Here is a 15236-nt window from a genome sequence, read left to right as displayed (position 1 = left end):
AGTCGCCCCGATGGGGTGCCGTGGCCCCTCCATCTCCAGGAGCCTTCCATGGCAGCCCAAGCACTTTCCATCAGCCAGACCCCGAGCCTGCGCTTCTCGCCCGGCCAGGTGGTCATGACCTGCGGCGTCGATGACCTGATCCAACAGGGCCAATTCAACCCGATTCCGTATCTGCGCCGCCACCTCGGTGGCGACTGGGGCGACCTCGACGACAGCGACAGGCGGCAGAACGATGCCGCGCTGAAGTCCGGTGAGGATCGCCTGTTCTCTTCCTACCAGGTCACACCCGGCCTGAAGCTCTGGATCATCACCGAATGGGATCGCAGCGTCACCACGCTGCTGTTGCCCAGCGAGTACTGATCTTCTCCAACGCGGGGCCACCGACACCCCTCAATGGTGCTGTAGCCCCTCTACTCAGAAGAAAGCCACATGACATCCAACCAACATGACAAGCATCGCCGCAAACGGCTGTTCGAGATCGGTGCACTGGAGTTCAGCGAAGGCGTCGAACGCCTGATGAACGAAGGCCGGCTCGATCCCATGCCGTTTTTCGAACGCCACATGCGTGGCGACTGGGGCGACGTCGCCGACTACCAATGGCAACAGAACAACGCTGCGTTGGAGTCTGGTGAACGCCTCGATTCGTTTTACGTCGTCACCCGTGACCTGAGCATCCGCATCTTCACCGAAGCAGATCGCAGCGCGACCCGCATCGTGCTGCCGTCCGAGTACTGACCGCGAGTTGTCACCGCAGGCCACGAGCGCCTGCACTGTCCAACCACCGACGGTTCGCCGTCTCTCTTCCCACCACGGGGCATGCCATCGCCCCGCTGGGGTGGTGCATGTCCCATTTTTCTTTGGAGCATCACCATGTCCGTTGATCTCGACACCACCGCCAACGATGCAGCGCCCGTACAGGGCGAACTGCTCGAAGCGGAATCCAACCCTCTGACCCTGAGCCTTCAGGTTTTCGTCGGCGAGTTCGGCGACGAACTGCTCGATTCTCTCAACCTCGCCAACCCGCCGGTCTATGCCGGTCAAGCACAGGCGCAGCGGCAACTCGTCGTTGCCAGCCTCAAGCGCAAGCTGTTCCAGGCCCAGGCTGAAGTTGTCCATGCCGCCGCCGAGCTGCTGGTCGATCAAGGCGAGCGCGCTGCGATCGTCAATGGCGAAATGGGCTGCGGCAAGACGACCGTCGGCATCGCCACGGCCGCCGTGCTCAACGCCGAAGGCTACCGCCGCACCCTGGTGCTTTCGCCTCCCCACCTGGTTTACAAGTGGCGGCGTGAGATCCAGGAGACGGTGGCCGGCGCCAAGGTCTGGGTGCTCAATGGCCCGGACACGCTGGTCAAGCTCATCAAGCTGCGCGAGCAGTTGGGTGTGCAGCCCACGGGCCAGGAGTTTTTCATCCTGGGGCGCGTCAGGATGCGGATGGGGTTCCACTGGAAACCTGTCTTCACCCAGCGGCGCACCCGCCACGGCGACGTGGCAGCCTGCCCGGACTGCGGCACACTCATCACCGACCTCGACGGCGAGCCGGTCAACCCGGTCGCGCTCGAAGCCGAGGAGTCCCGCAGGAAGTGCAGCCACTGCGCCGCGCCCCTGTGGACGCTGATCCGCCCGCGTAGCCTGTCCGGCAGCGACCAGTCCTCGGTCGTCCTCAAAGCCTTGAAGCGCATCCCGACCATCGGGGAAGTCACTGCACAGAAGCTGATGCAGAAGTTCGGTGACGGCTTCCTGGCCTCGATGCTGGGCGACAACATCCATGAGTTCATCAACCTCATGGATGGCAACGGCGAGCTGGTGTTTTCCGACCGTCAGGCCACGCGCATGGAACGTGCGATGGCCAACATGGAGTTTGGCTTTGGCGAAGGCGGCTACCAACCGTCCGAGTTCATCAAACGCTACCTACCGCAAGGCACGTTCGACCTGCTCATCGCCGACGAGGCGCACGAGTACAAGAACGGTGGCAGTGCCCAGGGCCAGGCCATGGGCGTGCTGGCGGCGAAGGCTCGCAAGACCTTGCTGCTGACCGGCACGCTGATGGGCGGCTACGGCGATGATCTGTTCTACCTGCTGTTCCGGGCACTGCCCGGACGGATGATCGAAGACGGCTACCGCCCGACCACGAGCGGCAGCATGACCTCGGCTGCGATGGCATTCATGCGCGATCACGGCGTCCTCAAGGACATCTACTCCGAGAGCGCCGGCACGGCGCACAAGACAGCCAAAGGCACCAAGGTATCGGTGCGCACGGTCAAGGCTCCCGGCTTCGGCCCGAAAGGCGTCTTGCGCTGCATCCTGCCGTTTACGATTTTCCTCAAGCTCAAGGACATCGGTGGCAACGTCCTGCCGCCGTATGACGAGGAGTTTCGTGAAGTCCAGATGGACCTGGCGCAAGCTGCGGCCTACCGCGATCTGGCGGGTCGGCTGACCGCAGAACTGAAACAGGCTCTGGCGCGACGCGATACGACCTTGCTGGGGGTGGTGCTCAACGTGCTATTGGCCTGGCCGGATTGCTGCTTCCGGTCGGAGACCGTGGTGCATCCGCGCACGCGCAACACCTTGGCGTTTGTCCCGGCTCAGTTCAATGAGTTCGAGATCAGCCCCAAGGAGCGCGAGCTGATCGACATCTGCAAAGCGGAGAAGGAACAGGGGCGCAAGGTTCTGGCCTACACGGTCTATACCGGAACGCGCGACACCACGTCACGCCTGAAGGGGCTGCTGGAGCAGGAAGGATTCAAGGTGGCGGTACTGCGCGCAAGCGTGGATGCCAGCCGCCGCGAGGACTGGATCGCCGAGCAACTGGACCGGGGCATCGACGTGCTCGTCACCAATCCCGAGCTGGTCAAGACGGGGCTGGACCTGCTGGAGTTCCCGACGATTGTGTTCATGCAAAGTGGCTACAACGTGTACTCGCTCCAACAGGCAGCACGCCGCTCCTGGCGCATTGGGCAGAAACAGCCCGTGCGCGTGATCTACCTCGGCTACGCCGGTTCCTCGCAGATGACCTGCCTGGAACTGATGGCCAAGAAGATCATGGTCTCGCAGTCCACCTCGGGCGATGTGCCCGAATCGGGGCTGGATGTTCTGAACCAGGACGGTGATTCCGTCGAGGTCGCACTGGCTCGGCAGTTGGTCGCTACCTAATTTCCACGCCATCGCCGGCCTAGCGCCGCCGGCTTTCTGTTCTTCCCACCTTGCAGCCACGTCCCGCAGTCTCCGCAGGACGTGGCTGCGTCCTTTCAGATTCAGTGTGGACTCTCTTTGGAGAAACGATTGGTTACTGGCTAAACTCACATGAGCAGAATCGGGGGAGCCAATGCAGATTGCAAAAGTCAAGGTCGAAAAGTTTCGTGGGATTGAATCCGGCATCGTGACGCTGTCAGGCCACAGCGTATTTCTCGGTGACAACAACGTCGGGAAGTCAACGCTGCTGGAGGCCATAGATCTCGTCCTCGGCCCGGAACGGCTCTCCCGAAGACCCGTCATCGACGAGCACGACTTCCACGCCGGGCGCTACCTGGATGAAGAGGGAGATCCGGTTCTCATTCGGATTGAAGTTATCGTCAGTGACCTGTCCGCCGAGCAGCAGCGACACTTTCGTGACCACATCGAGTGGTGGTCCGCCACGGAAAAGACGCTACTCGTAGGCCCGCCCCCGGAAGGCACGGATGCGTCAGACGTGTCGGCCGCGCTGCGGGTGTTTTTCGAGGGTCGCTACGACAAGGAAGAAGACGACTTCACGGGCAATACTTTCTTCGCGACCCCAGTGCTAGCTGAAGGTACTCACCCAACTTTCAAAACGACCGACAAGCGCAAGTGCGGCTTCCTGTACCTCCGGACGCTGAGGACAGGGGCGCGGGCATTGAGCCTGGAGCGCGGGTCGTTGCTTGATGTCATCCTCAGGCTTCAAGACAAGCGCGTGACGATGTGGGAAGACCTGCTGAACGAGTTGCGCAAACTCCCCGTGGCCGATAAGCCGGAACTCGGCATCGCCCCGCTCTTGAAGGACGTCCAGGACGCTGTTCGCCGATTCGTTCCTTCTGACTGGGCAGAGGAACCTCACATGCGCGTGTCGGATCTCACTAGAGAGGCCCTGCGCAAGGATTTGACCGTTTTCATGGGCACCGGCGCGAAGCGTCCGGACGGCAGCACCTATTGCGCGCCATATCACCATCAGGGCACCGGCACGATCAATACACTGGTGCTGGCGCTGCTATCCATCATCGCGGGCCTGAAGCAGAACGTCATCTTCGCGATGGAGGAGCCCGAGATCGCCCTTCCGCCACATACCCAGAAGCGCATCGTTAACAGCGTGCGCGAGACGTCGGCACAGGCGCTTTTCACGTCGCACTCGCCCTATGTGCTCGAAGAATTCGCGCCGTCCGAGATGCATGTGCTGCGGCGTGACGGGGGCAAGCTTTCTGCGATGCTGGCGACATACCCACCAGCGGTCAAGCCCAAGGCATACAAGGCAGAGTTCAGGGCCCGCTTCTGTGAAGCGCTGCTTGCCCGATATGTACTTGTTGTCGAAGGTCGAACGGAGTTCGATGCGATACCTGCAGCGGCGCGCCGGCTTAACGACTTGAACCCCACAGAATACAAGACGCTTGAGGCCCTGGGGGTGGCCGTCATCGATGCGCAAACCGATGCGCAGGTTGCGCCTCTCGGCAAGTTCTTTAGAGACTTGGGCAAGACGGTCTTTGCTGTGTTCGACAAGCAGGAACCAGCCGCTTCCGCTGCCATCAAGGCCGCCGTGCACCACTCATTTGAATCTGCCGAGAAAGGTTTCGAGAACGTAGTGCTGCACCACACCGCGGAGGCAGCCCTTCGTCGATATGCGCTCAGCCTCGTCGCGGAGAACGCGTGGCCGAACCATCTGATCGCCAAAACTCCTAACGCCGCCCAGACCGTGGAGCAAATTCGCGACGCATTGCGGCAATTCTTTGGCTGGGCCAAGGGAAGCGGCGATGCCGGCGACTTGCTCGGGTGCTGCACCGAGGCGGAGATGCCGCAGTATGTCCGGGACACGCTGCGGGTGATCCACATCACCGTCGAACCTCCACCGCTGCCACCCGTGCCGTCAGCGGCGGCAGCACCGTTCGATGACGAAGAGTTATGACGGTCGAACAAGACTGGACACCGCAGAAGAGGGACTTTCTGCAAAGCACGGGGCACGTGCTCGCCATGGGTGGTCCAGGCTCCGGAAAGACGCATGTCGCCCTGGTCAAAGCCAGGGACGAGATTCGATCAGCAAAGCTCCTATCAGGCCAGCGCATCCTGTTTCTCAGCTTCGCGAGGCCCACAGTGGCACGGGTCCTTGAGAAAGCCAAGGAACTCATCACCGCGGATGATCTGAGACTTCTAGATGTCAACACCTATCACGGCTTCGCATGGAGCGTTCTGCGAAGTCATGGCTATCTGCTCAGCAACGGAAAGCCGCTCCAGCTCCTACCACCTCCCGAGGGCTCCGCGCGCTTGGCTCACTTTGCCAACGAGCAGCATCACCAGGAGAAGTTGCGCCTTTTCCATGAAGAGGGGCTGCTCCACTTCGACCTCTTCGCCCAGTTGACGGCTGAACTGCTGCGCCGCAGCCGGCGGCTGGCAGGTATCTACACAGCGACCTACCCGATACTCGTCGTGGACGAGTTCCAGGACACGAACGCCGACGAATGGGCGATGGTCCGCGAGCTTGGACGCGGCTGCAGGATCATTGCCTTGGCCGACCCCGACCAGCGTATTTACGAATTCCGCGGCGCCGATCCTCAGCGGCTCAAGGAATTCGTGGACCAGTTCGACCCCTTGCCAGTCGAGTTTGAAGGGGAGAATCATCGCAGTGCCGGAACCGACATCGCAACGTACGGTTCAGACTTGCTCACCGGGAAAAACAAGGGCGCCGTCTATGCCAATGTGTCGGTGGTCGAGTACGGCGTGTACTACGGAAGGGGTCCGCATTTCCATGCGAAGGCCCAGCTCATCCAGGCAATCAAGCGACTTCGCAAGGAGCCGGCCTGGTCCATCGCAGTGCTCGTCCCATCCAAGGCCTTCATGCTTCAAGTGTCCGACTACCTCTCCGCGGAGTCCGATGGCATGCCCAACCTTCGCCACGAGGTGGCGATGGACGCGGAATCCCCGGCGCTTGCGGCAAACGTCATCGCCACGCTAATGGAAGGAGGCCCTTCGGAGCTTCTGGCTGCGCGGCTACTCTCCGCCTTACATACCCACATCCGGGGCCGCAGTGGCACCAAACGCCCTGCGCAGGCGGAACTCGACATGGCCGACGCCATCGACCAATACTTGGTCTCCGGAAAGATCCGCGGCAAGAATCGCCAAGCGTTGATCAGCGAGTGCGCGCGCCTAGCAGCGCTTCGCCAGGACGTCGTATTCACCGGCCATCCTGAAGAAGACTGGTTGACTGCGCGGGGGCTTCTCGCGACGTCTGCCGTTGGCCAACTGTCGCGCGTTGCCGCTGATGCCAAGTATCTCCGCCTGCTTCACAAGGGCTCAAACCTGCGGGCGTCTTTGTCAGAGCTTTGGAGATCCCAAGGACAGTATGTCGGCGCTATCGAAGCTGTCCGGGGCGCTTTGCTGCAGGAGCATTTCACAGCAGCCGCCAAGGAATGGCGTGGAGTTCATCTCATGACCATTCACAAAGCGAAGGGTAAGGAGTTTGACGAGGTACTGATTTACGAAGGGCGATATGCTGGACGAATTGTGCCTGCGAATGCAGATACTTCTCGTCAAAGCCAAGCCCTTTTGGCACTGCGGGTCGCAGTCACAAGAGCTATGAAGAGAGCAACAATCCTGACGCCATCGGGAGACCGCAGCATTTTTTTGTAATCAGCTGGTAGCGAGTACTGTCCAAATCAGCACGGTCTTCGCATGTTTCTGAAAAAGCGGTCGTCCATCAGTCCGCATTCCTAGCTGACCGCTCAACGGCGCTCCGCCAAGGTATCGGCATCGCAACAGAAGAGCCGATGCCATGCCCGCAATCCCTGTATCCCGGCGTCTGGTCGGCGCTGGTCTCCTGGCCGCAGCGCTGGCCAGCGGCTGCGCGACCACCACCGCGCCGCTGGTGCCAGACGCCATAGAAGGCGTCTCCTCCGCTCCCGAACCCGAGGCACCCGAGTTCATTCCCGTCGTGCGCTATGGCCGCTACACGCTGGTCGAGCTGGCACCCACGGCGGCGCAGCGTGACTTGCTGTTGCAGACCATCGACGTGTCCATGCCCGAGGATGCCCGCGCCACGGTGAGCGATGGGCTGCGGCATGTGCTCAAACGCAGTGGCTACCAGCTTTGCGAGACGCCCAGCGCCGTGACCGAGTTGTATGCGCTGCCGCTGCCGGCGGCGCACCGGCATCTTGGCCCCATGACCTTGCGCGATGCGCTGCTCACCCTGGCCGGCCCGGCCTGGGAACTGCATGCGGATGAACGGGCACGGCAGATTTGCTTTGAGCAGCCTGGAGGCAGTGCGACCGCCGAGCACGCACACGAGCCGCCTGTTGCCGAGGCGGTGCAGACGTTTCCGCTGATGCCTTCGGTTTCGGGAGGCCAGCCATGAATACCGCGCAGGCTCCCCGGCGCCCGATCTCCGCCGTGGTGTTGCAGAGCCTAATGTGGCTCTGGCTGATCAGCCTCAGCGTTTTCGCTGCCCTGAGCTACCAGACCATGAACGACCAGGCCGACCAGACGCTGCTTGATTCCCGCCTGCAACGTCTCGAAGCGCAGGCGGTGGGCCTGGCCGAGACCATTGAGGCCATCCAGCAGCGTCCAGTCGTCGCAACAGCGGCAGACCTCAAAGATACCCGCGAACGCCTGGAAGCACGCGCCGCCCAGGTCGAGACAACGCTGAGCGGCTATGCCGCTGCCGAAGACCTTCAGGCGCTTCGTGCGGAAGTCGAGCAGATCAAGGCACGCCCAAGCGCCCTGCGTGCCGCAGCGCCCGCCCAGCCGCGCTCACCGAGCAGGCCCACCGCCAAACCAGAACCGCCGCCACTGCCGTTCCGCATCGTCGGCGCCGAACTTCGCGCCGGCCAGCGCAGCCTGTCCGTCACACCGAATAACGGGAACTTCACGCCCGACCAGCTTCAAGTGCTGCTTCCCGGCGATGCCGTCGGCCCGTGGCGCCTGCAGGCAGTCGAGGGCAACACTGCGGTGTTCCAGGCCGGCGACCAGACCCGTCGCATGGCGATTCCTTGAGCGGAGCGCACGACATGAAACCGTCGATCATCCTTTCCGCGCTCCTGCTCGCGTCTGCCCAGTTGCCCGCCTGGGCGCAGCAGCCGGCCACGGCTCCCGCCGGCAGTGCGCACAGCCAGGAGCGCCCGCTGGTTACTCGCTCCCTGGACGACCGAGTGGCAGGCGACTGGGGCCTGCAACCGCAGGAGTGGGCTCGCTATCGCGAGCTGATGGACGGGCCGTTGGGCATCTACTCGCCCAACCTGGACCCACTGTCCGCCCTGGGCATCGAGGCGCGCACCGACGAGGAACGGCGCCGCTACGCAGAGCTGCAGGTGCAGGTCGAGGCGCGCCGTATCGAGAAGCTGCTCGCCTACCAGCGTGCCTACGACCAGGCCTGGCAGCGCCTGAGTCCCGGCATGCAGCGGGTGAACCTGCCTGACGAAAAACCCGGCGCCGGCACAAGCGCCAATCCCTTGCGCGGTTCAGGCCGCACGGCCGTGTTCGTCAAGGACGGCTGCGCGGCCTGCGGGCAACTCGTGCAGCGCCTGCAATCCTCCGGCACCGAGTTCGACCTGTACATGGTCGGCAGCCGCCAAGACGACACGCGCATCCGCGACTGGGCCAAGCGTGCGAACGTCGATCCGGCGCGCGTGCGCAGCGGTGGCATCACGCTCAACCATGATGGCGGGCGGTGGCTGTCGCTGAGCTTGCCCGGAGACCTTCCTGCGGTCGTGCGCGAGGTGAACGGTCAATGGCAGCGCCAGCCATAGCGGCCACCTCCGTTTCGCAGTGCTTGCGCGCACTGGTGATCGCGGCGGGCCTGTGCGCCTGCGCCGCCCATGCCCAGGAGCTTCCGCCACCGGCTTACCAGCTTGCCGCACAGCGCGCGGGCATCCCCTCGACGGTGCTCTACGCCGTGGCTTTGCAGGAAAGCGGCATCCGCCGCAACGGGCGCATCGTCCCGTGGCCGTGGTCCCTCAACGTCGCCGGTCAGTCGCGCCGCTTCACCACCCGTGCCGACGCCTGCGCTGGTTTGCAGCAGGCAATGCGCGCCACGCCGCACACACGCATCGACGCGGGCCTGGGCCAGATCAACCTCGGCTACCACCAGCAGCGCTACGCCAGCCCGTGCGACCTGCTCGACCCATACAGCAACCTCGCCATCGCCGCTGAAATCCTGAAAGAGCAGCACACCTCGGGCGAGGACTGGTTGCCGGCGATCGGTCGCTACCACCGTCCTGCGGGCGGAGAACCTGCGGCTCGTTACCGGCGCAGCGTGTCGCGCCACCTTGCCCGTGTGCAGGGCACACACCCAACCGCCGCGGCCATCGCCGTGCACCAGGAGAGCACCCCATGAAAACATCCCATTTGACCCATCTCACACTGAAGGGCCTGCTCGTGCTGCTGGCGGCTCTGCCACTGGCCTCGCGCGCCGGAGAGCCCCTGATCGTCGTCGAAGACCGTGGCGGCACGTCGGCGCTGCCGTACTACGAGGCTCTGAACCTTCAGCCGCGCGCCAATGCTCCGGCCGGGCCGCCCATCCCGATGCTCCCGGTGCCCGCCACGCCCATGGATGAGGCCGCGATGTTGCCGGTGCGCAGTGCCAAGCTCACGCCTGGCACCGTCGCGCGGCGCGTGATCGAGGCACCGGGCCTGCGGCCTTTCGTAGTCGTCGGCGACGACGAAGCTTCCCACGCCTGGCTGCTTCGCCAGGCGGGCTCGCTGCGCGAGCGCGGCGCGGTGGGCCTGGTGGTTAACGTCGAGACCATGCAGGGCCTGGCACGGCTGCGCGCCCTGGTGCCCGGCGTGCCCCTTGCGCCTGTGGCCGGTGACGACCTGGCCGAGCGCCTGGGTCTGCGGCATTACCCGGTGCTGATCACAGCCACCGGCATCGAGCAATGAAGCCATGTCGGGGAAACAGCCGGTCGAGGTTCTGCTGCGCCCAGCGGTGGAGTTCTATACCGTCGCGGCGTGTGCAGGCGCCGCGTTTCTGTCCCTGGTGGCCCCGTGGTCGCTCGCGCTGAGCCCCGCCATGGGCGTCGGCAGTGCGCTGGCGTTCTGCATCTACGGTGCCATCCGCTACCGCGATGCCCGCGTCATCCTGCGCTACCGACGCAACATTCGCCGCTTGCCGCGCTATGTGATGACCAGCAAGGACGTGCCGGTCAGCCAGCAGCGTCTGTTCGTGGGACGCGGATTTCTGTGGGAGCAGAAACATACCCATCGGCTGATGCAGACATACAGACCGGAATTTCGCCGCTACGTCGAGCTGACGCCGGCCTACCGGCTGGCGCGCAGGCTGGAGGAACGGCTGGAGTTCGCGCCATTCCCGCTGTCCCGGCTACCTGCGCTCACGGGCTGGGATGTGCCTTTCAACCCGGTGCGCCCGCTGCCGCCTGTGGGCGGCCTGCCGCGCCTGCACGGCATCGAACCCGATGAGGTGGACGTCAGCCTACCGCTGGGTGAGCGCGTCGGGCATTCGCTGGTGCTGGGCACCACGCGCGTGGGCAAGACGCGGTTGGCCGAGTTGTTCGTGACTCAGGACATCCGGCGCAAGAACGCCGACGGCGAGCACGAGGTCGTCATCGTCATCGACCCCAAGGGCGACGCCGATCTTTTGAAGCGAGTGTACGTCGAGGCCAAGCGCGCGGGGCGCGAGGGCGAGTTCTATGTCTTCCACTTGGGCTGGCCCGACATTTCCGCGCGCTACAACGCTGTGGGCCGCTTTGGGCGCATCAGCGAGGTGGCCACCCGTGTTGCAGGGCAGCTCTCCGGGGAAGGCAACAGCGCGGCATTTCGCGAGTTTGCGTGGCGCTTCGTCAACATCATCGCCCGCGCCCTGGTGGAACTGGGGCAGCGCCCGGACTACATGCTGATCCAGCGCCATGTGATCAACATCGACGCGCTGTTCATCGAGTACGCCCAACACTACTTCGCCAAGACCGAGCCCAAGGCCTGGGAGGTCATCGTCCAGATCGAGGCCAAGCTCAACGAGAAGAACATCCCGCGCAACATGATCGGGCGCGAAAAGCGCGTGGTGGCGCTGGAGCAGTACCTCTCGCAGGCGCGCAACTACGACCCGGTGCTCGACGGCCTGCGCTCGGCAGTGCGCTACGACAAGACCTACTTCGACAAGATCGTCGCATCGCTGCTGCCGCTGCTGGAGAAGCTCACCAGCGGCAAGATCGCCCAGCTTCTGGCCCCGAACTACTCCGACCTGGCCGACCCACGCCCGATCTTCGATTGGATGCAGGTCATCCGAAAGCGCGCCGTGGTCTATGTCGGCCTCGATGCGCTGTCCGACGCCGAGGTCGCCGCCGCAGTCGGCAATTCCATGTTCTCCGACCTGGTTTCGGTCGCCGGCCACATCTACAAGCACGGGATCGACGACGGCCTGCCGGGCGCATCGGCTGGCTCGCGCGTGCCGATCAACGTCCATGCCGATGAGTTCAACGAGTTGATGGGCGACGAGTTCATCCCGCTGATCAACAAGGGCGGCGGCGCTGGCCTGCAAGTCACCGCGTACACACAGACGCTCTCGGACATCGAAGCACGCATTGGCAACCGCGCGAAGGCCGGTCAGGTGATCGGCAACTTCAACAACCTGTTCATGCTGCGCGTGCGCGAGACGGCTACCGCTGAATTGCTGACCCGGCAATTGCCGAAGGTCGAGGTCTATACGACCACCATCGTCAGCGGCGCGACCGACAGCTCCGATATTCGTGGAGCGACAGACTTTACGTCAAACACCCAAGACCGCATCAGCATGTCCAGCGTGCCGATGATCGAGCCATCGCACATCGTCGGCCTGCCCAAAGGCCAGTGCTTCGCGCTGCTGCAGGGCGGTCAGCTTTGGAAGGTGCGTATGCCGTTGCCGGCGCCAGACCCGGATGAAGTGATGCCGGCGGACTTGCAGCAACTGGCCGGGCACATGCGCCAGAGCTACAGCGAGGCCACGCAGTGGTGGGAGTTCACCAGCTCCCCGGTCTTGCAGGACGCGGCCTTGCCGGACGATCTGCTCGATGAGACGGCCATCGCCACACCCACCACCGGCACGGGCGACACGGCCAGCGAAGAGGCCGCGCCATGAGCGATGCCGCCTCGACTGCGCAGCGCGAGCAGAACCGCCGCCAGGGCTTGATCGTCGGCACCATCACCTTGCCGCTCCGGCTGCTCGGGGTGCTGGTCGGCTCGCTGCTGTTCTCGATCCTGATGGAGTGCATCGGCATGCACCTGTTCTGGAAAGACCAGGGCTGGCAGCACTCCCAGCAAATGTTGCAGTACGAGCTGGGGCACCTGTCCAAGCATTTCACGCGCAGCGTGGTCGTGCAGGAGCCGGGGCGAACGGCGCACGAGCTGGTGGACACGGGTTATGAATGGGTGTTCGTGCGATCAGGGCTCCTGGAGCGCATGAGCCAGACCGCCGAGCGCGCCCGCGCGCCCAGCCAGGGGAAAAACCAGGACGGAGGGCGCAACTTCCGCTACTTCATCAGCCAGGTCTATGTCTGGACGGAGAGCTACCTGATCGCCGCAGCCTTCACGACGCTTACTTTCCTCGTGCGCCTGCTGGTCCTGGCGCTCACGCTGCCGCTGATCTTCACGGCCGCTTTCGTCGGCCTGATCGACGGTTTGGTACGGCGGGATGTGCGCCGGTTCGGCGCAGGCCGGGAATCCGGCTTTATCTATCACCGAGCGAAAGCGAGCCTGATGCCGCTGGCCGTGCTGCCCTGGGTCACGTACCTGGCGCTGCCGATCTCGGTGCATCCGCTGCTGATCCTGCTGCCCAGCGCCGGCTTGCTGGGGCTGGCCGTGAGCCTGACTGCAGGGAGCTTCAAGAAGTACCTCTAGGCCATCAATCCGGTCATCCGCAGGTTCTTATTGTTTGCGGCCTGATACGCCTTTGATCGCCACGATCAAGCCATTGCTTATCACACAGGAATGGCGCGATGTTGGCTCCGATCTGGCTGCGCGCCGCGCATCGCGGCGTGCCAACTTTTCTCGTGACGGCCCTGCTGATGGGTCAGTTCCCGGTTGCCTTGGCCGAATCCCCGGCACAGCGCCAGGAGCTGGTTGCCGCGCTACGCCAGCTCGACGCGCTGGAGCGCACCATCGCGGATGGCGCTGCACACGCACCCATCCAGCCGGGCGAGCGCTACCACTTCGATTACCCACGACTGCTGGCTGATCTGGCGCGTGTGCGCGCCGGCATCCAGGCCCATCTCACACCGTCGCGCGCCCAGCCACGCGACCTCTCCGAACTGGCTGGTGAGTACCGCACCGAGCGGACCGCCCCGCCATCGCTGCCGACGACTGCGCAGGGCAGACCATGAACGGCGCCCAGGTCTCGGCATTTCAAGCCAACAGCGGTATCGCGCCGTCCGCGATGGCGACCGTTCTGGTCGGCATCGTGTTTGCGGTTCTGCTCGTCTGGGGCGTCTGGGCCATCCGAACGGCCTACGTGGGGTGGGCCGAGAACCGCCTCAACCAACGCCAGTTCCTCGGCGTCTGCATCCGCTTCGTCGCGATGTACCTCGTCATGACGTTCTTCCTCCTCTCCTGACCTGAAGGGATTGACCATGCCAAACCGCATCCTCACTACTCGTTTTGTCCAACGCGCCGCCGTCGCCCTGGGTGCCGCCGCGCTGCCCGCGCTGTCGTTTGCGCAAGGTCTGCCGCAGCTGGAAAACCCGACCCGCGGCGCCGGCAGCGGCATCATGGAAACAATCAGGAACTACGGCTACGACATCATCATGCTCGTGGCCCTCCTGGTGGTGGCGTCGATGTTCATTGGCGTGTGCTACCACGCCTACGGCACCTACGCGGAAATCCACACCGGTCGCAAGACTTGGGGGCAGTTCGGTCTCACGGTCGCCATCGGCGCCGTCCTGCTCGTGATCGGCATCTGGCTGCTCACCGAAGCCACCGGCATCCTGTAAGCGAGGACGGGCTATGTCCGAGCAACAGCATGTCCGTGCCGATGGGACAGTCACGTTCCTTCCACACCGGCTCAACAGGCACCCGGTGGTCGTGCGCGGCCTCACTGCCGATGAGTTGTGGATTTGCTGCGGCCTGTCCGGCGCTGCCGGCCTGGTGGTTGGCGCGCCGCTGTCCTGGGTGTTACGCACCATTGCCATCGCGCCGACCTTCGTTGTCCTGGGCGTGGCGCTGGGCGTTTTCATCGGCGGCGGCATCCTGCGCCGTCTCAAGCGTGGGCGTCCCGACACCTGGCTGTACCGGCAGTTGCAGTGGCGCATTGCCACGCGCCATCCGCTGATGGCCGCTTGGGTGGGCGGCCATGTGCTGATCTCGCGCTCCGGCTTCTGGACCATCCGCAGGGGCATGCACGGGGGCGCGCGATGAGCCGTTTCAAGAACGAGATCACCCACCTGCAGGCGCACATCAAGACGCTGCGCCTCGGCGCGGGTGCGCTGGTCATCGTCGCCCTGGTCATGGGCGGCGGCTGGTGGAGCGCACCGCGCGATCTGACCATCCACGTCCCGCCTGACCTACGCTCCGGCAGTACCCGCAAGTGGTGGGAAGTGCCGCCCGAGTCGGTCTATGCGTTCACGTTCTACGTGTTCCAGACCCTCAACCGCTGGCCGACGAATGGCGAAGAAGATTACCCGCGCAACCTCCATACGCTCTCGCCGTACCTCACCCCGTCCTGCCAGGCATTCCTCAAGGCGGACTACGACTACCGCCGCAGCACCGGCGAACTGCGCCAGCGGGTGCGCGGCATCTACGAAATCCCCGGTCGCAGCTATGGCGACAACCCCACGGCGCGCGTGCGTGTGATCTCCGACCGCGACTGGGTGGTGACGTTGGACATCAGCGCCGACGAGTACTACGGCGCCGAGCAGGTCAAACGCGCCCTGGTGCGCTACCCCGTAAAGGTCGCGCGGGTGGACGTCGATCCCGCACGCAACCCGTTCGGCCTGGTGATCGACTGCTACGAGGGCACGCCCCAGCGCATCAGCGCACCGGAGCCGACGCGCCCGGTGCCTGGTGGCCTGACGCCGCAAGCGCCTCAAGGAGGTAATTCCCCATGAAGC

General features: G+C 64.1%; 17 protein-coding genes. All 17 read left to right on the top strand.

Annotation, left to right across the window (positions count from 1 at the left end):
* Positions 1-48 precede the first annotated feature (48 nt).
* The 17 genes from ACF8MI_RS00935 (at position 49) to ACF8MI_RS00855 (ending at position 15233) form a co-directional block, all read left to right on the top strand.
* Positions 49-360 (top strand): hypothetical protein, encoded by a 312-nt coding sequence (locus tag ACF8MI_RS00935; RefSeq protein WP_012251142.1) that lies wholly within the window; start codon positions 49-51, stop codon positions 358-360.
* Between the two features lie 69 nt (positions 361-429).
* A complete protein-coding gene (locus tag ACF8MI_RS00930; protein ID WP_008266046.1) occupies positions 430-735 on the top strand; it encodes a hypothetical protein in 306 nt (101 codons plus the stop codon).
* A gap of 135 nt (positions 736-870) precedes the next feature.
* The gene (locus tag ACF8MI_RS00925) at positions 871-3150 is read left to right on the top strand and encodes a helicase-related protein (protein WP_392517313.1); all 2280 of its coding nucleotides are present in this window, start codon (positions 871-873) and stop codon (positions 3148-3150) included.
* 172 nt (positions 3151-3322) lie between these two features.
* Positions 3323-5125, top strand: coding sequence for an ATP-dependent endonuclease (locus ACF8MI_RS00920; protein ID WP_012205971.1), 1803 nt, complete (start codon positions 3323-3325; stop codon positions 5123-5125).
* On the top strand, positions 5122-6843 hold the full coding sequence (locus ACF8MI_RS00915; RefSeq protein ID WP_392517312.1) for a UvrD-helicase domain-containing protein: 1722 nt from the start codon (positions 5122-5124) through the stop codon (positions 6841-6843). The genes ACF8MI_RS00920 and ACF8MI_RS00915 overlap by 4 nt, the downstream gene beginning before the upstream one ends.
* A 142-nt stretch (positions 6844-6985) precedes the next feature.
* A complete protein-coding gene (locus ACF8MI_RS00910; RefSeq protein ID WP_392517311.1) occupies positions 6986-7564 on the top strand; it encodes a PilL N-terminal domain-containing protein in 579 nt (192 codons plus the stop codon).
* Entirely contained in the window at positions 7561-8202 is a 642-nt protein-coding gene (locus tag ACF8MI_RS00905; RefSeq protein ID WP_012205974.1) for a hypothetical protein, read from the top strand. The genes ACF8MI_RS00910 and ACF8MI_RS00905 overlap by 4 nt, the downstream gene beginning before the upstream one ends.
* A 14-nt stretch (positions 8203-8216) precedes the next feature.
* Positions 8217-8954, top strand: coding sequence for a TIGR03759 family integrating conjugative element protein (locus tag ACF8MI_RS00900; protein ID WP_012205975.1), 738 nt, complete (start codon positions 8217-8219; stop codon positions 8952-8954).
* A complete protein-coding gene (locus tag ACF8MI_RS00895; RefSeq protein WP_012205976.1) occupies positions 8936-9541 on the top strand; it encodes a transglycosylase SLT domain-containing protein in 606 nt (201 codons plus the stop codon). Before ACF8MI_RS00900 ends, ACF8MI_RS00895 begins: the two co-directional genes overlap by 19 nt.
* On the top strand, positions 9538-10086 hold the full coding sequence (locus ACF8MI_RS00890; RefSeq protein WP_014596100.1) for an integrating conjugative element protein: 549 nt from the start codon (positions 9538-9540) through the stop codon (positions 10084-10086). Before ACF8MI_RS00895 ends, ACF8MI_RS00890 begins: the two co-directional genes overlap by 4 nt.
* A 4-nt stretch (positions 10087-10090) precedes the next feature.
* The gene (gene traD / locus ACF8MI_RS00885) at positions 10091-12274 is read left to right on the top strand and encodes a type IV conjugative transfer system coupling protein TraD (protein WP_012205978.1); all 2184 of its coding nucleotides are present in this window, start codon (positions 10091-10093) and stop codon (positions 12272-12274) included.
* Positions 12271-13032, top strand: a complete 762-nt coding sequence (locus tag ACF8MI_RS00880; RefSeq protein WP_012205979.1) for a TIGR03747 family integrating conjugative element membrane protein — start codon at positions 12271-12273, stop codon at positions 13030-13032. Before traD ends, ACF8MI_RS00880 begins: the two co-directional genes overlap by 4 nt.
* A gap of 98 nt (positions 13033-13130) precedes the next feature.
* The gene (locus tag ACF8MI_RS00875) at positions 13131-13514 is read left to right on the top strand and encodes an RAQPRD family integrative conjugative element protein (RefSeq protein ID WP_012251136.1); all 384 of its coding nucleotides are present in this window, start codon (positions 13131-13133) and stop codon (positions 13512-13514) included.
* Positions 13511-13744 (top strand): TIGR03758 family integrating conjugative element protein, encoded by a 234-nt coding sequence (locus ACF8MI_RS00870; RefSeq protein WP_012205981.1) that lies wholly within the window; start codon positions 13511-13513, stop codon positions 13742-13744. Before ACF8MI_RS00875 ends, ACF8MI_RS00870 begins: the two co-directional genes overlap by 4 nt.
* Before the next feature lie 16 nt (positions 13745-13760).
* Entirely contained in the window at positions 13761-14120 is a 360-nt protein-coding gene (locus tag ACF8MI_RS00865) for a TIGR03745 family integrating conjugative element membrane protein (protein ID WP_012205982.1), read from the top strand.
* Between the two features lie 13 nt (positions 14121-14133).
* Positions 14134-14544, top strand: coding sequence for a TIGR03750 family conjugal transfer protein (locus ACF8MI_RS00860; RefSeq protein ID WP_012205983.1), 411 nt, complete (start codon positions 14134-14136; stop codon positions 14542-14544).
* Positions 14541-15233: a PFL_4703 family integrating conjugative element protein gene (locus tag ACF8MI_RS00855; protein ID WP_012205984.1), complete on the top strand. Its 693-nt coding sequence runs from the start codon at positions 14541-14543 to the stop codon at positions 15231-15233. Before ACF8MI_RS00860 ends, ACF8MI_RS00855 begins: the two co-directional genes overlap by 4 nt.
* Positions 15234-15236 lie beyond the last annotated feature (3 nt).

This window comes from Pseudomonas sp. yb_9 (assembly GCF_043103635.1).
In the GTDB taxonomy this organism is placed as follows: Bacteria; Pseudomonadota; Gammaproteobacteria; order Pseudomonadales; family Pseudomonadaceae; genus Aquipseudomonas; species Aquipseudomonas monteilii.
The sequence above is the reverse complement of the archived record's forward strand: the minus strand, read 5'-3'. Positions and strand labels throughout refer to the sequence as shown.